General features: G+C 66.0%; 21 protein-coding genes and 1 pseudogene. 6 read left to right on the top strand and 16 right to left on the bottom strand.

Translation table 11 applies throughout. The annotated features are described in order from the left end of the window. The first annotated feature begins 3 nt into the window (after positions 1-3). Together G341_RS0109590 and G341_RS0109585 are read left to right on the top strand one after the other, a co-directional pair. Entirely contained in the window at positions 4-2,010 is a 2,007-nt protein-coding gene (locus tag G341_RS0109590) for a CocE/NonD family hydrolase (RefSeq protein WP_043451072.1), read from the top strand. A gap of 98 nt (positions 2,011-2,108) precedes the next feature. Beyond that, complete coding sequence (locus G341_RS0109585) at positions 2,109-3,617, top strand: HNH endonuclease signature motif containing protein (protein WP_018178913.1); 1,509 nt, start codon at positions 2,109-2,111, stop codon at positions 3,615-3,617. Positions 3,618-3,624: 7 nt separating this feature from the next. Here the strand turns inward: G341_RS0109585 and G341_RS21630 are convergent, their stop codons facing one another. Next, complete coding sequence (locus G341_RS21630) at positions 3,625-3,978, bottom strand: hypothetical protein (RefSeq protein ID WP_018178912.1); 354 nt, start codon at positions 3,976-3,978, stop codon at positions 3,625-3,627. 31 nt (positions 3,979-4,009) lie between these two features. Between G341_RS21630 and G341_RS23050 the strand changes: the two genes are divergently transcribed. After that, on the top strand, positions 4,010-4,339 hold the full coding sequence (locus G341_RS23050; protein WP_155826890.1) for a hypothetical protein: 330 nt from the start codon (positions 4,010-4,012) through the stop codon (positions 4,337-4,339). An 11-nt stretch (positions 4,340-4,350) separates the two neighbouring features. Here the strand turns inward: G341_RS23050 and G341_RS21625 are convergent, their stop codons facing one another. The 5 genes and pseudogenes from G341_RS21625 to G341_RS0109555 form a co-directional block, all read right to left on the bottom strand. After that, positions 4,351-4,812 (bottom strand): hypothetical protein, encoded by a 462-nt coding sequence (locus G341_RS21625; RefSeq protein WP_018178910.1) that lies wholly within the window; start codon positions 4,810-4,812, stop codon positions 4,351-4,353. A 55-nt stretch (positions 4,813-4,867) separates the two neighbouring features. Next, positions 4,868-6,133, bottom strand: a complete 1,266-nt coding sequence (locus tag G341_RS0109570; protein ID WP_018178909.1) for a hypothetical protein — start codon at positions 6,131-6,133, stop codon at positions 4,868-4,870. A gap of 71 nt (positions 6,134-6,204) precedes the next feature. Beyond that, positions 6,205-6,629 (bottom strand): annotated as a pseudogene (locus G341_RS21620) (PPOX class F420-dependent oxidoreductase). Continuing rightward, positions 6,626-7,669, bottom strand: a complete 1,044-nt coding sequence (locus G341_RS0109560) for a bile acid:sodium symporter family protein (RefSeq protein ID WP_018178906.1) — start codon at positions 7,667-7,669, stop codon at positions 6,626-6,628. Before G341_RS0109560 ends, G341_RS21620 begins: the two are co-directional and overlap by 4 nt. After that, the gene (locus G341_RS0109555; protein WP_018178905.1) at positions 7,670-8,143 is read right to left on the bottom strand and encodes an SdpI family protein; all 474 of its coding nucleotides are present in this window, start codon (positions 8,141-8,143) and stop codon (positions 7,670-7,672) included. Between the two features lie 61 nt (positions 8,144-8,204). Here G341_RS0109555 and leuS point away from each other — a divergent pair, with 61 nt between their 5' ends. After that, complete coding sequence (leuS, locus tag G341_RS0109550) at positions 8,205-11,054, top strand: leucine--tRNA ligase (RefSeq protein ID WP_018178904.1); 2,850 nt, start codon at positions 8,205-8,207, stop codon at positions 11,052-11,054. Between the two features lie 51 nt (positions 11,055-11,105). Here the strand turns inward: leuS and G341_RS0109545 are convergent, their stop codons facing one another. The 8 genes from G341_RS0109545 to G341_RS0109510 all read right to left on the bottom strand — a co-directional run bounded on the left by G341_RS0109545 (position 11,106) and on the right by G341_RS0109510 (position 18,744). Further along, positions 11,106-12,794, bottom strand: coding sequence for an AMP-binding protein (locus G341_RS0109545; RefSeq protein ID WP_018178903.1), 1,689 nt, complete (start codon positions 12,792-12,794; stop codon positions 11,106-11,108). Next, on the bottom strand, positions 12,781-13,368 hold the full coding sequence (locus G341_RS0109540; RefSeq protein ID WP_018178902.1) for a hypothetical protein: 588 nt from the start codon (positions 13,366-13,368) through the stop codon (positions 12,781-12,783). The genes G341_RS0109545 and G341_RS0109540 overlap by 14 nt, the downstream gene beginning before the upstream one ends. Positions 13,369-13,418: 50 nt before the next feature. Continuing rightward, positions 13,419-13,970: a nuclear transport factor 2 family protein gene (locus G341_RS0109535; protein WP_018178901.1), complete on the bottom strand. Its 552-nt coding sequence runs from the start codon at positions 13,968-13,970 to the stop codon at positions 13,419-13,421. Positions 13,971-14,129: 159 nt separating this feature from the next. Beyond that, positions 14,130-15,182: a PucR family transcriptional regulator gene (locus G341_RS0109530; RefSeq protein ID WP_018178900.1), complete on the bottom strand. Its 1,053-nt coding sequence runs from the start codon at positions 15,180-15,182 to the stop codon at positions 14,130-14,132. A gap of 10 nt (positions 15,183-15,192) precedes the next feature. Continuing rightward, entirely contained in the window at positions 15,193-15,546 is a 354-nt protein-coding gene (locus G341_RS0109525; RefSeq protein ID WP_018178899.1) for a TfoX/Sxy family protein, read from the bottom strand. Between the two features lie 67 nt (positions 15,547-15,613). Further along, positions 15,614-16,756: a sulfotransferase family protein gene (locus tag G341_RS0109520; RefSeq protein ID WP_018178898.1), complete on the bottom strand. Its 1,143-nt coding sequence runs from the start codon at positions 16,754-16,756 to the stop codon at positions 15,614-15,616. A 15-nt stretch (positions 16,757-16,771) separates the two neighbouring features. Beyond that, complete coding sequence (locus tag G341_RS0109515; RefSeq protein ID WP_043451137.1) at positions 16,772-17,572, bottom strand: SDR family oxidoreductase; 801 nt, start codon at positions 17,570-17,572, stop codon at positions 16,772-16,774. Positions 17,573-17,577: 5 nt separating this feature from the next. Continuing rightward, a complete protein-coding gene (locus G341_RS0109510) occupies positions 17,578-18,744 on the bottom strand; it encodes a hypothetical protein (RefSeq protein ID WP_026303461.1) in 1,167 nt (388 codons plus the stop codon). 211 nt (positions 18,745-18,955) lie between these two features. Between G341_RS0109510 and G341_RS0109505 the strand changes: the two genes are divergently transcribed. Further along, positions 18,956-19,903, top strand: a complete 948-nt coding sequence (locus G341_RS0109505; protein ID WP_018178895.1) for an IclR family transcriptional regulator — start codon at positions 18,956-18,958, stop codon at positions 19,901-19,903. 106 nt (positions 19,904-20,009) lie between these two features. Continuing rightward, positions 20,010-20,453, top strand: coding sequence for a nuclear transport factor 2 family protein (locus G341_RS0109500; protein WP_018178894.1), 444 nt, complete (start codon positions 20,010-20,012; stop codon positions 20,451-20,453). Positions 20,454-20,459: 6 nt separating this feature from the next. Here the strand turns inward: G341_RS0109500 and G341_RS0109495 are convergent, their stop codons facing one another. Both G341_RS0109495 and lon read right to left on the bottom strand, forming a co-directional pair. Further along, the gene (locus G341_RS0109495) at positions 20,460-21,275 is read right to left on the bottom strand and encodes a mycofactocin-coupled SDR family oxidoreductase (protein ID WP_018178893.1); all 816 of its coding nucleotides are present in this window, start codon (positions 21,273-21,275) and stop codon (positions 20,460-20,462) included. 164 nt (positions 21,276-21,439) lie between these two features. After that, positions 21,440-23,794, bottom strand: a complete 2,355-nt coding sequence (gene lon, locus G341_RS0109490; RefSeq protein ID WP_018178892.1) for an endopeptidase La — start codon at positions 23,792-23,794, stop codon at positions 21,440-21,442. Positions 23,795-23,821 lie beyond the last annotated feature (27 nt).

Below are 23,821 nucleotides of genomic sequence, written 5' to 3'. Positions count from 1 at the left end.
CCGATGCTGGTCTCTACGCTGCTGTTGGTCTTTGCAGTGAATCCCGCTGTGGCACACGCCGATCCGACAGGTGGTGCGGATGGCGCCCGCTGGACGGCCGATCACGACCGCAACCTGAAGTACCCGGAAGTGAACGTGCAGTGGGACGTTCCGATTCGCATGAGCGACGGCACGATCATCCGCGCCAACGTCTACCGGCCGGCCGACGCGAACCGAGTGCCGGTGAACACGAAGACGCCGGTCATTCTGAACATGACGCCGTACACCAAGCTGGTGTCGGCGGTGGCGTCTGCCGCGATGGCCAATCCGGTGCTCGGCCCGTTCGCGCTGTGGCTGGCCAACGCGATCAACGTCTCGGGCACGCCGATCAGCGGCCTCAACGACATCCTCCGAACCGTGCCCGGCGGCCTCATCCAGAACTTCTCGGTCGACTTCAACCTGGTTCGCGCCGGCTACACCCAGGTGGTGGCCGACGTGCGCGGTACCGGAAACTCGGACGGCACCTGGCAGGTGTTCCAGCCGCGCGAGCAGCAGGACACCGTCGAGATGATCGACTGGGCGTCCAAGCAGCGCTGGTCGGACGGCAAGGTCGGCATGACCGGCGTTTCCTACTCGGGCATCAACCAGCTCTACGCCGCGAACAAAAATCCCAAGGCGCTCAAGGCAATTGTGCCCATCGAGCCCGGCGGCGATCTCGTCCGCGACGTCGTGGCCCCGGGCGGCGCGCTCGGCGTGGGCTTCCTGCCGCTGTGGCTGATGGCGGTCAACACCCTCAAGATGGTTCCGGACCTGCGGTCCATGGTCACCGGCACCTTCGACTGGAACTGGCTGGCCAGTCGGGTAAGCGATCCGTTCACCTTCTTCCCACAGCTCATCCAGGCACTGACCGCGCCGACCGTGCAGTCGGTGCCACCGGAGCTGCGACGCCTGCTGTCAACGAGTTCTGTTGAGCGCCAGTCATGGTTGGACCATGCGGACCAGATCAAGGTGCCGACCATGATCTACGACGGTTGGTGGGATCTGTTCACCAACAGCGTGCCGCGCGTCTACGGGCAGATCCCGCTGACGCCGGGCAGCCAGAAGCAGCTGATCATGGGCCCGACGTATCACATGACGGCTACCTCGGGCATGGGCCAGATCGGTGCTCCGCCGTCGATGGCCGTGCTGCAGAAGGCCTGGTTCGACCACTTCCTCAAGGGAGTCAAGAACGGCATCACGAAGTACGGCCCGGCCACCCTGTACCAGCAGGGCAATGGTTGGACGAGTGCGCCGAGCTTCCCGCGTCCGGGGATGGACAACCAGCGGCTGTACCTGTCGGACCGTCGGAGTGGCACTGCGCCAACGGCATTGCGTGACGGCAGCCTGGTGGGCGCGAAGCCGAACAGCACCGCTCGATTCACCGTCGCGCCGGGTCTGACCACGCTCTGCTCGCGGGACAGCGGTCAGCAGTCGATGGGCCAGACGGCGGTCTTCCCCTTCTGCACCACCGACAATCGGATCGCCGAGACCAACGGGCTGACCTTCACGTCGGCACCGATGGCGGCGAACACGTCGCTCTCCGGTCCGGTCAACGTGCACTTGAACACGGTGCTCGATGCGACCGACGGCTACTACACCGCGATGCTGACCGACGTTGCGCCCGACGGGACGTCGACGCCGATCACCACAGGCCAGCTGGTCGCATCGCTGCGCGCGATCGATCGAAGCAAGTCGACGTTCGCACCCAACGGTGACGTGACCAACCCGTACTACACGCTGGATCTGGCGGACCGCCGGCCGGTGAAGCCGGGCCAGCCGACGCCGATCGATCTGGGACTGTGGCCGACCGATGCCATGATCAAGAAGGGCCACCGGCTGCGGGTCTCCATCTTCGCGATGAACCTGATGAAGGGAATCCCGTTGCGGCCCCTGCTGAATGACTCGCAGCTGCGGCCCGAGCACATTCAGCTCGACCCGAACAACCCGAGCTTTGTGAGCGTTCCGCTCAACCGGCAGGTCGGACAGAGCTGAGTTCGATAGGCCGGCTCGGACACGCGCTTTCGACGAAAGCGCGTGCCCGATAAAGCCTTTCGTCAGGTTTGTCGGACCCTGCCGGTATAGTCGGCCGCATGTTCGAGAGCATCGACTGGCGAGACCACAGCGTGCGAACGCTGCGCCTGCCCGTGCCCGAGTTGTGTATCGATGGTGAGCTTCCGGCGCTGATCCGCGCGGTGCAGCACGGCGAGGCGATGCTGTTCGCGGACAAACATGCCGCGATCGCCGAGATGCACTATCGCCAGGTCGCTCCGGTGCAAGACAGTGATCGCTTCGGGCTGGACGCGTGGGCCGTGTTGCAGGCGGAGGTCGGCGCTCTGCTGGAAGTGTCTGCGGCGCTGGCTCATAACGCGATTTCAGACGCCCTGGCCTTGCGCGACCGCATCCCGGCCGTCGCCGATCTCCTGCATGACGGCACCTTGACCGTTCGGCAGGCCAAGATCGTGATCGACCGCACCAACCTGATTGACGATGACTCGGAGTCCGCCGTCCAACTGAATGCCGCGCTGGCCGCCAGTTTGAGCAGGCCGGGGTCGTGGTCGGACAGCAGGTTGCGCAATGCCGTCGATCGGCTGGTCGGCCTGGTCGATCCCGACGCCGTCAAGCGGCGGCGAGAACGCGCGCATGGTGAACGCGGCGTGCGCTTTTCGGCATTGGAAGACGGGATGGGCGAGATCCTCGCCAGGGTGACGGCCGAGGATGCCGCCGCGATCAAGGAACGCGTCGAGCAGTTCGTTCGCGAGGTATGTGCAAAGGACCCGCGAACCAAGGCCCAGCGCCGCGCGGATGCGTTCGTCGCGGCCTTGCTCGGCAAACCGGCGCTGGCCTGTACCTGTGCCACCGAGGATTGCAAGGCGCGGTCCAAAGACATTCTGGCGCAGGCGCAATCATTCGAGTCGGAGGTGATCGACTTCAGCCGTCGACAGGTGGCGGTGCATGTCGTGATCAACGAATCCACTCTTGCCGGTGCAGACGATCAGCCGGCGCTCATCGAAGGTGTGGGCGTCATCGACGCCGACCACGCGCGCAAGCTGGCCGCAGATTCTGACGCAGTGATCCGGCCGATCAGCGTCCCTGGATTCTCACTCACCGGATTGTCCGACGCGCTCACATACCGGCCGGGCCGGGCGTTGGACAATTACGTCCGTATCCGTGACGGGTACTGCGTGTGGCCCGGATGCAGCCAGCCGGCTCGATTCGCCGACATCGACCACACGGTCGAATTCGATCACCAGGATCCGTCGGCGGGTGGCCCCACTTCGCATACGAATTGTAAAGCGTTGTGCCGCTTCCATCATCTGGTCAAAACCTTCACCGAGTGGCGTGACCGCCAGCGTGGCAGTACCGGCTTTACCTTCACTGCGCTCGACGGCTCGGACTACGCGGGACCGGCGTCGAGCACCGTCGAGCTGTTCCCTGACCTAGAACCGCCACCGTCGCGGCGGCGGGCACGAGCCAAGGATCGTTCGTACCGAAAACGATACGAACGCAACAAGAACCACATCGATATCGATGCGGCACAGTCGCGGCGCAATGCCGAGCTGTACGACCGGATCGTCGATGAGCGACCGCCGCCGTTCTGAGTTCAGATCAGGCGCCACACTCCGGCGAGCTGCCATACGTCGAACTGCACCATGACAACGTTTCGGAGTTGTTGGTGCCGGTTCCGTGTGTGCGTAGCACCATCGTGTTCGTGGAGTCAGTGCCCAGTTCCCCGGTGACCACCTGACCGTGCGACAGGTACCCGTCCAACCCGGCACCGCTCTTGTCGGTCTGGGTACCGATGGTGATGGTGATTCCTCGGCCGACGGGTTGCCAGGTGAGCGACCAGGTCTCGCCGTCGACGGCGTTCGCTCCGATCAGGATCGATCCGGTGCGATGGGCGTTCAAGGTCAGCCGGCTCTCGTGGCGCTGCCAGTTACCGGTGAATGCTGACGCGCCCACGCCGTGGCCGGGTGGCAGTGTCGGTGGGACGATGCCTGAATTGGTGGGCGTATCGCTGGCAGTCCCGCTCGCCGATATCGGTTGCGATTGGTCCGGGGAATTCGGCGGACTGGTGATCATCGAAACCACCGTGCTGAGCGGAGCATCCGTCGAGACCCGACTCGGACTGCTTGACGTGCTGTCGGTGCCGCACCCGGCGAGAGCTGACGCCGCAGTAATTGCTACCGCCGCAATCGGCAGTGCTGCGGCGTACGCACGGAACTTCATCACGCGCCTCCTGATCCACCGGTCCCACACAGGACTGATGTCAGGTGTATCGCCACTGCGCGCCCAGCGATACGACGTGTCGGTTGAACAATAGACAGCAGTCGGTCAAGCGCCTCCATGCAGCTCGCCGATCGGCACTGTCGCAGACGTCGACTTGTCGACCCACACCGCAACGCCGCCAATCACCTGAGGGTCGAGCATCACGCGATTCCTGAACGGCCACAGAATCCACCGATAGCCGGCGAGCTCGTCCTGGATCGCCGACGCTGTCCACACGGTGCACTGCGCGGCAGGCGCATCCTGGGAGAAGCCCAGCCCCACCAGGAATCCGTCTTGCCCGGTGCGACTCTGAGCTCCGATGAGCATCGACTCGCTATCGCTGGCGTCGAACGTCCAAATGAGATCTTGGATGTCCAGCGGGCGTCCGTCCCTGAGGAATTCGAGATCGTGAGTGACCGCCCTGACGGCCGCCGCCCAATTCGCCGGCAGATCATCGGCACGCGTCTCGATCTCGGAGATCGGAACCCGCCAGACGGTGGCGTCGGGATCTTCATGGCCGGGGATCACGTAGCCAGCGTCGCACAGAAGACGACGAATCCGACACGCCTTTACAACTCCTAGCTCACTTGTAGCAGGCCTGATATCCCTGAGTCCGCAGCACATGCACGTCGCAGTAGGTCGCGCGCGGATAGTACGGGCCCATGGTCGTCGCGGGATCCGAGTGCTGCGCCTGCGAGGCCTGGACGGTCATCGGATAGAACGCCGACGACGGCAGCATGTAGCGCAGGAAGACCACCTTGACCGGCACCGAGGTCGAGCCCCACGGAATCAGTGTCAGCGCAGGATCATTGGTCTCCGCCATGTCCTGCGGCGCCGCGACCACGTAGGTGTAGTAGCCCTGCGAGTCGAGGCGGGTCTGGAAGTCCGCCGCACACGCCACCACCGGGTACGGCGTCACTTTGTCGTTCTGGCACATCGACCAGTAGCGCAGCTGAACACCGGACTGCGCCGGCGAGGCACCGGCCCGGGTGTTCGGGAAGCTGGGCGCCTTCGCACGGATCACCGCAACCCGTCCGGGCTGATAGGTGAGCCGTGATCCGATGTACTTGTTGTCCCCGTTGGGGAACAGGCCCGCGGTGCTCGCCGGATTGACGAACGTGACGTCCGGCGAATTCGGCGGGAAGGATCCGCCCGCGGCCTTTTCGATGGCCTGGTCGAACACCGCCTTCATCGCGGTCGCGATCGGACCGGAGTAGGTCGCGGGATTGAACGGAGTCGCGCACGGCGGCAAGTGAATCGACGAGCCGGCCAGATGCATGGTCACATCCGGCAACGCCACGCCACCGTTGTTCGACGCCGGATCGTTCGGCACATACACCCGAATGATGAGGAACCCCATGGGGATCTGCTGCGCGCCGGCAGTCGGCAATCCGCGGATCTCGTTGCGCTGGTGATCGGCCGCCCGATTGACGACGGTGGCATGCCAGCGGCCCGTCCCTAGTGCCGCCGACGCGCCGACCGCCGCGTAGGGGTTGCCGCCGGAATCCGGGTTGATCTGGTTGTCGCGCAACGTATCAACGGTGTTGAAGTCCGTGCCGTAGGTGTTCAGCGAGAAATATCGCGCCGTGGGATAGGTGCCGGTCAGACTGATGGAGTCGTTGGCGCCGAGCATGTAGGGCAGGATCCAGTAGGTGGCATTGGCATCGGGGAATGCCACGTTGAGGTCGTGATTGTTCGACATCAACTGCCAGGCGCAGCCCGGGGGCGCCGCGTAACCTTGCGGCGCAGCCTCGGCGGGTGCCGTGAATGCCAGCGGAATCAACAACATGACCGACAACAAGACCGTGCGCCGCGCGGCTCGGAACCAACTGAATTTCTCCCCCATCATGGGAAGATCGTATGCCGCGAAGAATGGCCGGCGGACGTTATGCGCTATTCAATTATCGTTAGGTGACGGAACTAGGTAACTGAACCCAATTGCGCCACAACTTTGGTCGGCGTTATCCAGACGACCAATTCGCCCGGCACACCGTTTCGGGCACCGAATTCCTCGGCACGGTCGGCACCCATGTAGCGCGACCCGCACGCGGTCGCGACGCGCCGGCATTCGTCGAGGTCAGCGCCCAACTCCGCGATCCCTTGCACCTGCACGAACGCATAGGGCGGCTCGGGCAGATCGACGCACAGGGCCACCCGCGGATCACGCCGAATTGCGGCCGCCTTGGCATTCGACGATGCGGTATTGAATGCGATCCGATCGCCGTCCAGGACGAACCAGATCGGTGCTGCCAGCGGCCGACCGTCCGCCGCCGTGCCAGATGTCCGGTTCGAGTGCCGTCGGCGAGGAATTCGCGGACTGCGGGGTCATCGAATGAATGGATCATGTCAATTCCTCGTTATGCGCATTCGGGTGTTCGGCTCGGTATTCGCGGTCGTATTTCGATGCGAGCGCCGCACAGATCATCAGCTGCACCTGATGGAAGATCATGAGTGGCAACACGATCAGGCCGACCGGCTGCCCCGCGAACATGACCGTGGCCATCGGCAGCCCGGTCGCCAGGCTCTTCTTGGTGCCGCAGAACTGGATCGCGATGGAGTCGCCGCGGTCGAACCCGAGGAGTCGCGCGGAGCGGATCGTCAGCCACAGCATGAACATGACCAAGGCGATGGCGCCGACGGCGAGCACGATGATCTGCCACCATTTCACCTGCGACCAGATGTGCTCGCGCATGCCGGCGCTGAACGCGGAATAGACGACCAGAATGATCGAGCCGCGATCGACCAGCTTCGACGGCTTGGCGTTGCGTTCGAGGAACTCCGCGTAGGTGGAACCGCCGGGTCGCAGCCGTGCCCCGCGCAGCAGCTGACCGAGGACGAACGGCACCAGCAGCTGCAACGCGATGTCGAGCATCGCCGAGCCGGTGATCTGCACGTGGCCGGCGCTGCTGATCAGGGCGATGGCCAGCAGCGGGGTCAGGAACACTCCGAGCAGATTCGACGCCGACGCGCTGACGATGGCGCCCGCGACATTGCCATGCGCGATCGACGTGAACGCGATCGACGACTGCACGGTCGACGGAATCAGGCACATGTAGAGCACGCCGGTGTACAGGTCGTCGCCGATGATGTGCGGCGCGATCGGCCACAGGGCCAGACCGATCAGCGGGAACACGACGAAGGTGAACGCCAGGATCGTCAGATGCAGTCGCCAGTGCTTGAGGCCGTCGAGCGCCTCGCGGGGATGCATCCGGCCGCCGTACAGAAAAAAGAGCAGGGCGATCGCGATCTTGACGATCCAGTCGAGGACCGGGACGAAGTCGCCCTTCGCGGGGAGCACGATCGCGACGAGAACAGCGCAGATGATGCCGAAGATCAGGGCATCGATATTGAGCCGAGCCGACAGCCGGCGGATCGCGCCCAGCATTTAGGAGGGCAGTTTGCAGGCGCCGGCCAACGAGCAGGAGGCACAGGCGCTGCCGGTCTCGCAGCCGTCGTCGGCATGGTCGACATCGGGGTTATCCACAGCAGCGCCGGCCGCGGCGACCAGATCGGCCGTCACCACCGCCTGGGCCGCGCGGATCCCGACGCCGCTGACCCACCCCGCGAGGGGAACGGCCACGAGCAGGGCGACGATCACCGCGACCACTGCCAGCCCGCCGGAGGCGGCGAGCCCGACGATCGTGCCGAGGAGGGCGACCAGGCCCGCGCAGATCAGCCCCGGACCGGCGACTTGGTGCGCCCTGGTCCAGGCGGCATCGCTGTGCAGGGTCGCTGACGTGCGGATACCCGCCCACGAATCGGGCGTGAGCCGGCGGGTGACACCCGCGACACCGACGGCCACGAACGCCACGCACAGGATCAGTGCGACGACGGCGAGGGCAACGGCGAGGACATTCACCCCGCTGACTTTACTGCGGACCCATATTTCCCAAGGAAACGGCCGCCTTTACGCTGGTCGGGTGACCGAGCCCACCAACGCGCACCGCTACACCGCCGACCTCGCCGGCCAGATCGAGCAGCACTGGCAGGAGCAGTGGCAGCTGCGCAAGTCGTTCGAGGCGCCGAACCCCGTCGGCGCCCTCGCGGTCGACGGCGCATCGGCCGACCTGCCCGACGACAAACTCTTCGTGCTCGACATGTTCCCGTACCCGTCGGGCTCGGGCCTGCACGTCGGCCACCCGCTCGGCTTCATCGCCACCGACGTCTACGCCCGCTACCACCGGATGCTCGGCGTCAACGTGCTGCACACAATGGGCTTCGACTCGTTCGGTCTGCCCGCGGAGCAGTATGCCGTGCAGACCGGCACGCACCCGCGGACGACCACCGAGATGAATATCGAGCGGTACCTGGGTCAGATCCGGCAGTTGGGCCTCGGCCACGACGAGCGCCGTCGGGTCGCGACCACCGACGTGGAGTTCTACCACTGGACCCAGTGGATCTTCCTGCAGATCTACAACGCCTGGTACGACGTCGACCTGGACAAGGCCCGGCGAATCGATGAGCTGGTCGCCGAATTCGATTCCGGCGCTCGGACTCTCGACGACGGCCGGGAGTGGGCCGCGCTGAGCCAGGCGGAGAAGAATACCGTCATCGATGGTTATCGCCTGGTGTACCAATCGGATTCGATGGTCAACTGGTGTCCGGGCCTGGGCACGGTGCTGGCCAACGAGGAGGTCACCGCCGACGGCCGCTCCGATCGTGGCAACTACCCGGTCTTCCGGAAGCACCTGCAGCAGTGGATGATGCGGATCACCGCCTACGCGGACCGGCTGGCCGACGACCTCGATCTGCTCGACTGGCCGGACAAGATCAAGGCGATGCAGCGCAACTGGATAGGCCGATCCCGCGGTGCGCGAGTCAGTTTCGCGACATCGGCCGGCCCGGTCGACGTCTTCACCACCCGTCCGGACACCCTGTTCGGTGCCACCTACATGGTGCTGGCGCCGGAGCATCCGAAGGTGGACGAGCTCACCGCGACGTCCTGGCCCGAGGGCACCGACGAGCGCTGGACCGGCGGCGCGGCCGATCCGGCGTCCGCAATTGCCGCCTACCGCAAGGCGATTGCCGCCAAATCCGACCTGGAACGGCAGGAGAACAAGGAGAAGACCGGCGTCTTCACCGGCAGCTTCGCCACCAATCCGGTCGACGGCCGGCAGATCCCTGTCTTCATCGCCGACTATGTGTTGATCGGCTACGGCACCGGCGCCATCATGGCGGTGCCGGCGCACGACGGTCGCGACTACGAGTTCGCGAAGACCTTCGGTCTGCCGCTCATCGAGGTCGTGGGCAGCGAGCAGGGCATCGCCGAGGAGGCGTACTCCGGGCCCGGACCGATCATCAACTCCGACTATCTGAACGGCCTGTCAGTCGACGAGGCGAAGGCCACGATCATCGAGCGGCTGGAATCCGAGGGCGCCGGCGTCGGGCAGATACAGTACAAGCTGCGCGACTGGCTCTTTGCGCGGCAACGATACTGGGGTGAGCCGTTCCCGATCGTCTTCGACGACAACGGCCAGCCGCATCCGCTGCCCGAGTCCGATCTGCCGGTCACCCTGCCGGAGGTCGAGGACTACGCGCCGGTGTCGTTCGATCCCGACGACGCCGACAGTCAGCCCTCTCCCCCGCTCGCCAAGGCGACGGACTGGCTGAACCTGGAACTCGATCTGGGCGACGGGCTGCAGCACTACCGCCGCGACGCGAACGTGATGCCGCAGTGGGCCGGCAGCTCCTGGTACCAGCTGCGCTACATCGACCCGACGAACTCGGAGGCGTTCTGCGCCAAGGAGAACGAGCAGTACTGGACCGGTCCCCGGCCCGGCGTGGACGGTCATGGCCCGAACGATCCCGGCGGTGTCGATCTGTATGTCGGCGGCGTCGAACATGCCGTTCTGCACCTGCTGTACGCGCGCTTCTGGCACAAGGTGCTCTTCGACCTGGGCCACGTCAGCAGCTCCGAGCCCTACCGAAGGCTGTTCAACCAGGGCATGATCCAGGCCTACGCGTTCACCGATGCCCGCGGCATCTACGTGCCGGCCGAAGAGGTCGAGGAGCGGGACGGCGCCTTCTTCTACGAGGGTGCCGAGGTCAATCGCGAGTACGGCAAGATGGGCAAGTCGCTGAAAAACGCTGTCGCCCCGGACGATATCGCCCGTGAGTACGGTGCCGACACGCTGCGCGTCTACGAGATGTCGATGGGCCCGTTGGACCAGTCGCGGCCGTGGGCCACCAAGGACGTGGTCGGTGCGCAGCGCTTCCTGCAGCGCGTCTGGCGCGCCGTCGTCGACGAGGAGACCGGCACGGCGCGCGTCACCGACGCCGCTCCGGACGAAGCGTCGAACCGACTGCTGCACAAGACGATCGACGGTGTGCGCGACGACTACGTCAACATGCGCGACAACACGGCGATCGCCAAACTCATCGAATACACCAATCACCTCACCAAGGAGTACGGCGGTGGGCAATTCGGCGATGGCGCGCCGCGGGCGCTGGTCGAGCCGCTGGTGCTGATGCTCGCCCCGGTCGCCCCGCATATCACCGAGGAACTGTGGGAACGGTTGGGCCACAGCGAATCACTGGTCGCCGGGCCGTTCCCGGTGGCCGATCCGGCGCTGCTGGTGGAGGATTCGGTCGAATACCCGGTGCAGGTCAACGGCAAGGTGCGCAGTCGTATCACCGTGGCCGCCGACGCCGATCAGGACACCATCCGGTCGGCGGCGCTGGCGGACGAGAAGATCGTTCCGCTGCTCGGCGGCGGCGAGCCGAAGAAGGTCATCGTGGTGCCGGGCCGCATGGTCAACATCGTCGTCTGATCCATTCGACGTGTTGCGGGCACGAGGCCCGGCTCCCACCGATGTGATGCGTCAGGTCGTCTGACGGAGCAGCCGCGACCGGTTGTGCGTGTCGAACTCGCCGACCAGCTCGGCACGTGCCTGCGCATCGAATTCGCGGTAGGTGACCGGCGCGCGCCCGACCCACTGCAGGATCCGCTCGTGGGTGTCCCAACCCTCGTCCCGCAGTTGGGTTTTGATCACCTTGTTGGAGCCGGTCATCGGCAGCGCGGCCGACACGCGGACCAGCCGAGGCGCCCCCTTGCGACCGAGATCGGCCTGGGCGTTGACGAATTCGGCGAACTCGGCCGCATCGAAACCGGCCGGATCGGCCACCTCGATGGCGGCCATCAGCATGTCGCCCGACCGCGGGTCGGGCTCGCCGTAGGCGGCGGCCGCCAGCACCTTCGGATGCCGACGCAAGACCCGCTCGGTGACCAGCGTCGAGGTGTTCTCGCTGTCGACCCGGACCCAATCTCCGCGGCGCCCGGCGAAATACAGGAAGCCGGCCTCGTCGATGTAACCGAGGTCGCCCGACCAGTACCAGCCGCCGCGCAGTCGCTCGGCGTCCGCGGCCTCGTTCTTGTAGTAGCCCTCGAACTTGGCCGACGCGTACTTGTCGACCATCTCGCCGATGGCTTCCTCGGCGTTGAGCACCAGACCGTTCGCGTCGAGCCGGGCGACCGCGCGGTCTTCCTTCGTCTCGGGATCGACGATCGCGACGCCCGGAAGTGGCCGGCCGAGCGCGCCCTCTGGCGCGTCGTCCACCTTCTCGGCCATCACGCCGCCTTCGCTGGAGCCGTAGCCCTCGGACAGCACCGCGCCGAACCGTTCGGCGAAGCGTGCCTGGTCCTCCGGCGAGGCCTCGGTGCCGAAGCCGCGGGCCAGTGTGTTGTCGGCGTCGTCGGCCGCCTGCGGGGTGGCCAGGATGTGCGCGATCGCCTTGCCGACGTAGGTGAAGAAGGTGGCGTCGAAAAACCGGATGTCACTGAGGAATCCGGACGCCGAGAACTTCGGCGTCTGGCAGATGGTGGCGCCGTTGGCCAAAGCCGGGAACCACAGCGCCATCAACGCGTTGCCGTGGAACATCGGCATGCAGCAGTAGTCGACGTCGTCGGGTACATGGCCGAACTTGTCGATCGCCGCATACGCGACCATCGCCAGCCGACGCTGCGTGCAGATGACGGCCTTGGAGCGTCCCGTGGTGCCCGAGGTGAACAGCAGCAGATACAGCGATCCTCCGAGATCGCCACTGCCCGCATCCAATTCGCGCGGATCGACATCCTCCGGCAGCGACTGCAGATAGGCCGGATCATCGACGTTCAGGACGTTGGCCGGGGTGTCCAGCGCGCGCACCCGCTCGGCACCCGCGGTGTCGGTGACGATGATCTGGCAGTCGGTGTGCGCGATCTCCTCCGCCATCGTCACGTCGTCGCGCGTCGGGTTGATCCCGACGATGGTGGCGCCGGTCAGCGCGGCGCCACCGAGCCAGAACGCGAACTCGGGGACGTTGTCCAGCAGCACGCCGATATGTTTGGGTCCGTCGGTCAGCAGCGTCTTGCCGAGGGCGCCGCGGCGGGCGGCCTCACGGACGACCTCGTCCCAGGTCCATTGCGCATCGCGAGTACGCAGGCCGAGTTTCTGATCGCCGAGGCGATCGAGGAACAGGGATGCGATGTCGGTGCGGCGCTGCGAATTGTCCGGGGTATCACCGGGTTTCATTCATCATCTCCACATAGGCTTGCGGTAGTTGTTCTCGGGTGAGCTTCTTGACCCGGGACGGGCCGGAGTTGTAGGAGTCCACGTTCTGGATCTTGCCGGCGGTGTCGACGACCCAGACGATCATCTGGCGGAACTCGATCAGGTAGTCGCTTCCGGGGTCATCGGCGATGAGCCCCATCTGGAAGGCGGACTTGCCGGGATAGATCTGGCGCAGGAATCCCTCGGTCACCATGCCGCCGTTGTCGACGAACATCCGATCGATGACGAATTCCATGACGTAGGCGTACGACTGGAACAGGCCTTCGTAGTACGCACGGACGCCGTCTCGTGCCTTCGGACCGATATCGTCGCCGTCGTTCCAGAAGTGGTAGGCCGGATCGGGGCCCAGCGTCGCCATCACTCCCCCCAGACTCGGGGCCGCCGCCTGTTTGACGTTCTCGATCACGATCTCCATGATCTGGCGGTGCCGGGGGTCGGTGGTGGTGGCGAGCCGGGCCTCGATCGCCCTCCAGGTGCCGGCGGGGTCGACGGCGTCTGCGGAGCCCGCAGGGCGTCGTTTCCGAAAGTGCAGCATGGTCAAATTATGCGCGCGCTCGACGCCGTACTTGGCCGATTCGGGTTGCGTCAGCTCGCGCCCGCCATCATGTCGATGTATTCCTGCGGGAGCTGCTCCTGGGTGAGCTTCTCGATGCGCGACGGTCCCGAGTGGTACGAGTCCTCGCCGATGATCTTGCCGTCGGCGTCGACCGGCCAGACGATCAGCTGGCGGAACTCGATGAAGTAGGCGGCGTCCGGATCGTCGATCGGGAAACCGAGCTGGGCCGCGTAGGCGCCGGGATAGATCTGCCGCAGGTAGCCCTCCATCATCAGGCCTTCGTCATCGACGAGGAGGCGGTCGAGATCGAACTCGAGGATGTTGGACTTCGACTCGACGAATGCCGTGTAGTACGCACGCACGCCCTCGGTGGTCTTCGGGCCGACATCGTGGCCGTCGTTCCAGAAGTGGTAGTCCGGGTTCGGCGCCAGCGTCGCCATCAGGCCGTCCAGGTCCGGCTTGGCCTCCGCCTGCGCGTGCTCCAGCACGATCTCCAGAATCTGCTTGTGCCGTGGGTTGGTGGTGGTCGCCAGGCGCTCTTCCAGCAGCTTCCAGGTCTTGGACGGATCGATGATGGCCATAGGTGTACTCCTCGAGTTCAGATCAGGATTTCCCGCGGGCTGTGCGGGACTGATCCAATTTTCGATGAGCCCGGTCACGTACGTCTGCCGACAGTCGTCGGTTATCTGGATCACATCAGCCGACAGGAGTCGGAGCAGTCACTCGGACAGATGGTGCAGTCACACGGTGCCCGCGGAACTCAGCGCCATCCGCCGCACCATGAGGGCCAGCATCGCCATGAATCGGTCGATCGGATCGTCCAGATCCCAGTCCATGTGCTCGGAGATCGCGGCGAGGCGCGCGGCCACGGTGCTGTGGTGCACGTGCAGCTCGGTGGCGGTGCGACGGAGCGAACCGAATACGAAGAAGGCCTCGGTGGTGGCCACGGCCTGGGCGCCGGACGGGGTCGCGGCGAGCTCCTCGATCCGCAGGACGTCCGGGTTGCGGCGGATGGTCTCGACAGGGATCTCCGACAACAGCTCGAACATGTGCAGCCGGTCGTAGGCGATGACGCGTCGGCCCTGCGCGGTGGACGAGGTGAACTGCAGGCACCGCACCGCCTGCTGCCAGGAGGCCGGCGCATCGAGCGGATCGCCGCGCTCACCGATACCGACCCAGGGTCCGGGATCGGCGTTCGGCGCGATGGGTGCCGGGAATGCCTGCGCGATAGCCGACTCCATGCGTTCGGCGAGCTGACGGACCCCGTCGGCCGGGTGATAGAGCAGCGCCGTCAGCTGCCCGATCCGGACCCGGCGATGCGCCGCGCCGCCCAGGGCGTCGACGACGACGCGTGCCGACGACGAACCCGGGCGGGTGGAGATGGCGAGGACCTGCAGCGGCCGTTCGGTGTCGAGGCCCAGCAGCCGCAGCGCACGGGTGCGGGCCTGCGGACTTTCTTTGTCGGACAGCACGATCTCGGCCAGCGCCGGATCGTCGATATGTCCGTGCCGGTCCCCCCGCGCGCGATCCGATTGGCGCTGGAGAGCCCAGGTGAGCCGATCGGTCAGCACGGAGTCGAGAGCATGCGGCGACCCGTCGCGCTGGACCCGCACCGATGGTTCGCCGTCGTGCCAGTCGACCGCGACCTCGCACGCGGCGAGGTCGCGGGCGGCGTCGATCAGCTCGGCCTCGGACGCCGTCGACTGGTCGAGGCGGTCGAAGTAATGGACCACGGCGAGGGCCGACTCGGTGGCGGCGGCCTGCGGGGTGACGGGCAATTCGGTCAGTCGCACGGCACTATTTCTACTTCCGCTTCGCAGCAGGCTGCTTCGGCGGCAGGGATCGGCTGTAGTCCGCGCCGCGGCCGACCCATTCGGCGAGCTGGCGGCGCGTGCGAATCACCCCGTCCTCCACCCGTAACCAGCCGGCCAGTTCGCGCCCGCGCATCACCATCGGCTCGACACCCTTGCGCGACAACAGCTTTTCGCCGGCATCGGGATCGACCCGCACCATCAGCCCGCCCCGGCCGCTCGCCGCGATCGCCATGTTGCCGTTGACGAGAAACGCCAGTCCGCCGAACATCTTCTTCTCGGTGATCCCCCGCTGACCGCTGAGGCACTCGCGGATGCGATCGGCCAGGTCCTCGTCGTACGCCATGGACCCGATTATGCGCCGGTGGCGCGGCCCCCGAGTCCGATCAGCCAGTCCGATCAGCCCAGTCCGATCAGCCGACGCCGATCCCGGCGAAGCGCTCGGTCACCTGCTGATCGGTGAGCCCGATCTCGGCGAGGTTGTAGGAATGCACCGGCTTGCGGTCGCCCGACCGGCTGTCGGCGATCTCGGCGGCCATGACCGCGCGGGCCTCGTCCTCCAGTGGAATGCCGAAGTGCGCGTAGACATTCGCGACGACCGCGAGCGGGTCGGCGACCAGCTCGCGGTAGTCGACGTCGAGGAACTGGTCAGGGTTGTAGGAGCCCCGCGCCGAGGTGAACTTCTCCAGTCCGCGGGCCCACAGCTCCAGCTGCGTGGCGCCGACCTTCTCTGCCGTAAAGGTATCCGACCAGCCGATGGTCGCCTGCTGGTTGACGCTGCTCATCGAGGCGATCACGGTCTGCGGATCCCGGTGCGTGGCGATGATCAGGGCGTCGGGATAGACCTGCATGATCTCGTCGAGCGCGAACATGTGGCTGGGATTCTTGAGCACCCAACGTTTTTCGATGTCATTGGAGCCGATCAGCTGCAGGTTCTGCCGGTGCCGCAGATACGGGATCGTCCAGTCCTGCTTACTGAGCCACTCCGAATACGTGGGGATGTAGGCCAGACATTCGTGCGCGATCGAGCGCATCGACTGCTGCAGGACGCGCCAGCATTCTTCGACCGTGTAGGCATCCATGTAGTGCATGCCCATCATGTCCGGGTTCTCGATGTGTTGTGCCGCGTACATCGCGTTGATCTCTTGGAAGTCGGGATTTGACGGCCAGGATTCGCGATCGGCCGGCCGCGGCTGCGGGCGCTCGGCGAGCCACATCTCCAGTCCCTGTGCCGCGGGATCCACGCTCAGCAGGCGATGCAGTGCGGTGGTGCCGGTGCGCGGTAGTCCGGTGACGAAGATCGGCCGCTCGATGGGGATGTCCCGATGTGCCGGAAAGGATTCCAGTGCCGCTTCGCTCTTGGCGCGCGCGATCAGCGCGCCGATCAGGATCTCGCGCGTGGCAGCGACGCCGAGCGGCGTCAGCCCGGCTTCGCGCCGGTAGCTGTCCAGCAGGATATCCAGGCCTTCCAGGTAGTCGTCCGCGCCGAAATCCGTGAGGCCGGTGCGCTCGGTCGCCTGCTGATGCAGGTCGTCGACGGTGTACAGGGTGTTCATCGATTCCTCCGGAAGTCAGTGGTGGTATTCGCCGCAGTTGACGTCGAGGCACTGGCCGGTGACCGCGATGGCCATGTCGGACGCCAGGAAGGTCACGGTGTCGGCGATCTGATCGGGTTCGGGCAGCCGTCGCAGGTCGGTATTGGCGGCGGTCGCCGCGTAGATATCGTCGACGCTGGCACCGGTCTGCTCGGACAGCCCGGTGAAGTACTCCTTCAGCGTGTCCGCCCAGATATAGCCCGGAGCAATGGAATTCACTCGAACTCCGAGCGGTCCGATCTCGCTGGCCAGCGACTGGGACATCGACATCAGCGCGCTCTTGGCCAGCTTGTAGCTCCCATATATGGGCTCGGAATGCCGCAACACCATCGAGTTGATCATCACGATCGAACCCTGGGACTCGGCCAGCGCCGGCGTGCACAGCTGACTCATCCGCAGCGATCCGATCACCGACAGCTCGAACGCGTCGCGGATGTGCTGGTGATCGGTGCCGGCGAAGTCCGTCATGGACGGCGTCAGGTAAGCGTTGTTCACCAGGGTGTCGATCCGCCCGTAGGACGAGAGTGCTTGGTCGACAACGTTCTTCGCTGAAGCCTCGTCGGTGAGATCGGCGGGGACCACGACCGCGCGGCGCCCCTGATCCACCACCTCCTTGGCGACGTCATGCAGCGTCGACTCGGTGCGCGCGACCAGCACCAGGTCGGCGCCGGCCTGCGCGGCGCGCACGGCGACGGAGCGGCCGAGGCCACCGCCGACGCCCGAGACGATCACGACCTTGTCGGCGAGTAGAGCGCCGCGGGTGAGGCTCGACGTCATCGCGGTCACCCCTGCATCCGGTTGGTCACGGCGGCCTTGCGGTCGGCGATGCGCGCGGCGAAATCCTCGGCGCTGATGGCGTTGTCGCTGAAATACGGCAGGTGGCTGGCCACCTCGCCGAGCTTGACGATCTCCGATGTCGGCCCGTCGGCTTTGGTCAGCTCGCGGTCCAGCCGCTGCCACCGGAACTGCAGAATGCCCTTCGCGTGCCCGGTGGTCTCGATCCAGTTGGTGATGCCGGGGTTGCCCTTGCTGACCACGAGCCGGATCTTGCCGTCCGGATCCACTTGCGACTGAGCCGAATTGAGCGACGTCTGGTGGTTGATGTAGTCGAGCGAGATGTACCACATGCTGCCGAGCTGGAAGCCCTGGTACGGCGCCTCGGAGTTCGGGATGGTGATGATCATCGCCTCGTCGTCGGCGAGGTCGTAGTGCCCGACCGACGAGTACTGGGTCGCGAGGCCGCCGGGGGTGAGCCGCGGCTCGGTCAGCGTGTTCACCGGCAGATCCAGATAGAACCATTTTGGGAACGCCAGCCAGGTCTTGACGCGGGTGACGAGATCGCGGCCGGCCTTGTTGTAGTGGTGCTCGACCTTCTCGGCGGTGAGCTCGGGGATCGGCTGGCCGGCCGTGGCGGTGCGCTCGATCGTGATGGTGCCGCGGTCGACGTTCCAGTCGCTGTACACCTCGCGGACCAGGAGTTGCGTTGAGCCCGTGGGCAATTTCAGATGGTTGGGGTCGTCGTCGGCGCCCTCGGGACCCAGGCGCAGGACGAAGCTCCCGTCCGCGTCGATGTTCAGTTCGCGATCGTCGAAGGCCATCACGCTGGCCGGAACATTGGTGTCGGTGTAGTCGCCGGCCAGGATCTGGAAGCTGAGATCGACAGTGCCGCCGCGCTTTCCGGTGACCACGTACTCGGCGTCGTCGGAGATCGTGGCACCGAAGTAGAAGGTGTCGGGATTGTCGAGGCCCTGCTTGGTGAACGGCCCGGTGCCGGAGATGAACATCGGCTGCGCCAGTTCACCGGCCCAGTTGCTGTGCAGCACGGCCTCGATGCATGCGGCCAGGTACTGGTAGCCCTCGCCCAGGTCCTGGGGTGTCTCGATATGCGGCGCGGTGGCGATCAGCTTCTCCGCCTCGGCGATGCTCGCGGCGAATTGGTCGGTGAACACGATTGATTCCTCTCGGAGTGGTGATTTCCAGCGTTCGCTGGGCTTCTGCAGGGTGCCGATTGAGCGTTCCAAATATCGAATATGATGATCGGGTAATGGAATCTGAACGTAAGACCAGGAGACGACCAGGGGCAATGCCGTGGTCCCGGTCAGCGGAACGCCCTATCATCGTTCGAAATATGGAACAGCCGGCTGGGCTGAGAGGATCGAAGTGACCGTCAATGACTCGGATCAGGCTGCTCTCGGCCGGACTTCGCCGCCGACCGCCCGGGTCGTCAGAATCCTCGACTTCCTGTCATCGACGCCCGACGAACGCTTCACGCTCGCCGAATTGTCGCGGGGTTGTGAGATCAGCAAGCCGACCTGTCTCGGCATCGTCACGGAGCTGTGTGCGGCCGGATATGTGGCGCGCGACGAGGCCACGAAGACGTACGTGCTGGGGCCGGCGGTGATCGATGTGGGACTCGCCGCCCAGCGCGGTCATCAGGCGGGTCCGGTGGTCCGCGATGAGCTGGTGGCACTGTCGGATCGATTCGGGACGATCTGCAATGCGTCGGCGGTGGTCGGCGACAAGATCGTGGTGCTGGAGTCGGTGGCGCCGCCGGGGCAGGAGGCGCCGGCCCGGGTCGGCCAGACATTCCCCTTCGCGCCGCCGGTCGGCATCCTCTATCTGTTCTGGCAATCGGACAGCGATCTGGAGCGCTGGCTCGCCGGCGATTCCGTGCTGCCGACCGATCTCGACCGCGATCGGCTGTGGGAGCTGGCTCGCGGTGCCCGCGCGCGTGGATTCGTCATCGAGGGCATGCGCGCGGACCAGATGCGGCTGCACACCATCTTGGCCGGCGCGACCGCCCACCGGCTGCCGATGGATGTGCGCCGCTTGCTCGGCGAGATGGCCGCCGGACTCGGCGACCGGCTGTATTTCACAGGCGAACCGCAGGAGCTGTCGTCCGACGACGAGATCTACCTGATCGCGACGCCCTCCTTCGACGCCGACGGGCGGCAGAGCGCGGTGATCACAATGTACGCCGATCGGGCCACCGTCCATCACGACCCGATGTTTCTGGGCGCCGAGCTCCGGGCCGCGGCCGACCGGATCACCGCGTCCGTCCGGGGTCGCGACCCGTTCGTGTCGCTGCGGGCGGGCACGTCTCACTGAGAGGGAACCGTGCGCCGGCTACCGCGACGCCGACCTAGCATTTTGTGATCGCCGACGATCGGATCGCCGCGATCACTGCCATCTACGAACCGCAGGAGATGTGACCATGAGCAACGGATTCGCGGCGATCAACAACCTCATCGGGGTGTACGCCGAACGCATCGACTCGGGCGACTTCGTGGGTGTCGGCCAGCTCTTCGCGCACGCCACCATGTCGACCGATATGGGCACGTCGATGACCGGCGCCGACGAGATTCAAGGCATGTACGAGCAATGGACGCGGCGTTATCCGGACAACGGGACGCCGCACACCAAGCATCTGATGACCAACCTCATCATCGACGTCGACGAGGACGCGGGCACCGGCAGTTGCCGCACCTACTACACCGTCCTGCAGTCGACGCCGGAGCTTCCTCTGCAGCCGATCATCACCGGTACCTATCGCGACACCTTCGAGCGTGTGGATGGGTTGTGGCGCTTCGCATCCCGGTATATGACCACCGACTACGTCGGCGACCTGAGCCAGCACCTGCTGCAAGAACTCGGCTGACCTGCCTCAGCGGTTCAGGTTGCCCATGTCGACGGGAATCTGAGCGCCGGTCATGTACTTGGCCTCGTCGGAGCACAGCCAGGTCACGATGTTGGCGATGGCTTCGGGCTCCATTATCTCGTACGGCAGGCTGTTCATGTAGATCGGCGACAGGGTGGTCGCGTACTCCTGGAGCAGCGGGCCCATGGAGGTCATGTCCATGCCGGTCTCGACGCCGGCCGGATGCACGCTGTTGACGCGGATCTTGTGCTGCCCCAACTCGTTTGCCATCACGCGGGTCAGTCCGGTGACGCCGGCCTTGCTCGCCGAATACGCGCCGACGAATGGTGTGCCCTTGAGCCCCGACTGCGAGCTGGTGAAGACGATCGAGCCGCCCTCGTCCTGCTTGAGCAGGTGCGGGACCGCGGCGCGGGCGGTGTTCCACACGCCCGTCAAGTTGACGTCGAGGATGTCCTGCCACGCTTCGGGCGAGATCTCCCAGGACAACCCGGACGAGCAGATCCCGGCGTTCGCGACGACGAAATCCAGGCGGCCCAAGGCGGCGATGCCGTCTGCCAGGGCAGCGTCGAGGGCCGCGAAGTCGCGGACGTCGGTCTTGGTGGCGATGATCTTCCGCCCGGTCGCCTCGACCAGTCGCACGGTCTCGGCCAGGTCGGCCTCGGTGGCCCCGGCGTAGGGGGTCGTCGCGAAATCCTCGCAGATGTCGAGGGTGATGATGTCGGCGCCATCGGAGGCGAATCGGACTGCCTCGCTGCGTCCTTGGCCGCGCGCGGCACCCGTGATGAAGGCGACCTTTCCGGCGAATCGCGGTGCTTCTGACATGGATACTCTCCGATCGATTGACGTATATCGATCGTGCGATGTATCGCGCGCGCGAACAAGAGGCCGCTCCCGGTCATCGGACACTCGCACGAAAGAGGTCCGCACGAAAAAGTCCGCGCCACCTCCGTGGGTTGCACGAAGGTGGCGCGGATCCCGGCTGCGGGTCAGGCCGCGGATGCCGCCGGGGCCGCCTGCTCGGCGGGCTCCAGGGCGAGCTGCACGATCTCGGCGACGTCAATCATTGGACGAACATCCAACGCGGACAGCACTTCTGTCGGCACATCGTCCAGATCGGGCTCGTTGCGCTGCGGAATGAACACCAGCTTCATATCGGCACGCTGCGCGGCGAGCAGCTTCTGCTTCAGCCCGCCGATCGGCAGCACCCGCCCGTTCAGCGTCACCTCGCCGGTCATGGCGACGTCCGACCGGACGCGACGTCCCGTCAACAGCGACACCATCGCGGTGACCATGGTGATGCCCGCCGACGGCCCGTCCTTCGGGGTTGCGCCGGCCGGGAAGTGGACGTGGAAGCTGCGGTCCAGCAGCGTCTTGTCGATGCCCAATTCGTCGGCGTGCGAACGCACATACGATAGCGCGATCTGTGCCGACTCCTTCATGACATCGCCGAGCTGGCCGGTCAGCGTCAAGCCGGGATCACCTTCTGCCGCACCGACTTCGACGTACAGCGTGTCGCCGCCCATGCCGGTCACGGCCAGTCCGGTCGCGACGCCCGGCACCGCTGTGCGCTCCGCCGAGTCGGGAGTGAACCGCGGCCGGCCGAGGTAGTCGGTCAGCTCGTCCAGGCCGACTGTCAGCGGCCCGGATTCGCCTCCAGCGGCATCGCCGGCCAGCTTCGTCGCCGCCTTGCGCAGCGCCTTCGCCAGCAGCCGTTCCAGTTGCCGCACACCGGGTTCGCGGGTGTAGTCGGCCGCGATCTTGCGCAGCGCCTCGTCCGTGACCGTCACCTCGCCGGCGTCGATCGCCGCGCGTTCGCGCTGCCGGGGCAGCAGGTAGTCACGAGCGATCGCGACCTTGTCGTCCTCGGTGTAGCCGTCGATCTGCACCAACTCCATCCGGTCCAGCAGCGCCGACGGGATCTGCTCGATCACGTTGGCGGTCGCCAGGAACACGACGTCGGACAGGTCCAGATCCAGGTCCAGGTAGTGGTCGCGGAACGTGTGGTTCTGCGCCGGATCGAGGACCTCGAGCAGCGCGGCGGATGGGTCGCCCCGGAAGTCCGAGCCGAGCTTATCGATCTCGTCCAGCAGGACAACGGGATTCATCGACCCGGCCTCGCCGATCGCGCGGACGATGCGACCCGGTAGGGCTCCGACATACGTGCGCCGGTGTCCGCGGATCTCCGCCTCGTCGCGCACGCCGCCCAGGGCGACGCGAACGAATTTGCGGCCCAACGCGCGTGCCACCGATTCGCCCAGCGACGTCTTGCCGACGCCGGGAGGGCCGCCGAGCACCATGACGGCGCCGGAACCGCGGCCGCCGACCACGGACATGCCGCGCGAGGCGCGGCGGGCGCGGACCGCCAGGTATTCGACGATGCGATCCTTCACATCGTCGAGGCCGTGGTGATCGGCGTCCAGGATCGCCCGGGCCGCGGCGATGTCGGTCGAATCCTCGGTTGTGACGTTCCAAGGCAGATCCAGGACCGTGTCCAACCAGGTTCGGATCCAACCGGTTTCGGGGCTCTGGTCGCTGCTGCGCTCCAGACGGTCGACCTCACGCAGCGCGGCCTCGCGCACTGCATCGGGCAGATCGGCCGTCTCCACACGGGTCCGGTAGTCGTCGGAACCGTCAGGCTCGGCGTCGCCCAGTTCCTTGCGGATGGCCGCGAGCTGTTGGCGCAGCAGGAATTCGCGCTGCGTCTTCTCCATGCCCTCGCGGACGTCAGTGGCGATCTTCTCGCTCACCTCGGACTCGGCCAGGTACTCCGTGGTCCACTCGACCAGCAGGGTCAGCCGATCGACGACGCCCGGCGTCTCCAGCAGCTGACGCTTCTGTTCGTCGGTCAGGTACGGGGCGTAGCCGGACGTGTCGGCCAGCGTCGACGGATCGGTGATGCGGTTGACCGCGTCGATCATCTGCCAGGCATCGCGCTTCTGCAGCAGCCCGACCACGAGCTGCTTGTACTGCGCGGCCAGCTCCTTGGCCGCGTCGGTGGCCGGCTCGTCCGGGATCTCCTCGGCCTCGACCCACAGGGCGGCGCCGGGTCCGGTGGTGCCGGAACCGATGTGCGCACGGCGCTGCCCGCGGAGCACCGCGGCCGCGCTGCCGCCCGGGGTTCGGCCGGTCTGCACGATCGACGCGATGACGCCGTGCGTCGGGTAACGGTCATCGAATCGGGGTGCGACCAGCAGCCGGCCGTCGGTTCCTCCGTCGCCGGCCTGAGCGGCATCGATCGCGGCCTGGGCCTTGTCGTCCAGCTCGATCGGGACCGCCATGCCCGGCAGAATCACCTGGTCAGTGAGGAAAAGGACCGGTAGCCGGGTCAAGTCTTCGCTCATCTCGTCTCCTTACTCGAATTGAGTCTG

Source organism: Jongsikchunia kroppenstedtii DSM 45133, from assembly GCF_000380485.1.
In the GTDB taxonomy this organism is placed as follows: Bacteria; Actinomycetota; Actinomycetes; order Mycobacteriales; family Mycobacteriaceae; genus Jongsikchunia; species Jongsikchunia kroppenstedtii.
The sequence above is the reverse complement of the archived record's forward strand: the minus strand, read 5'-3'. Positions and strand labels throughout refer to the sequence as shown.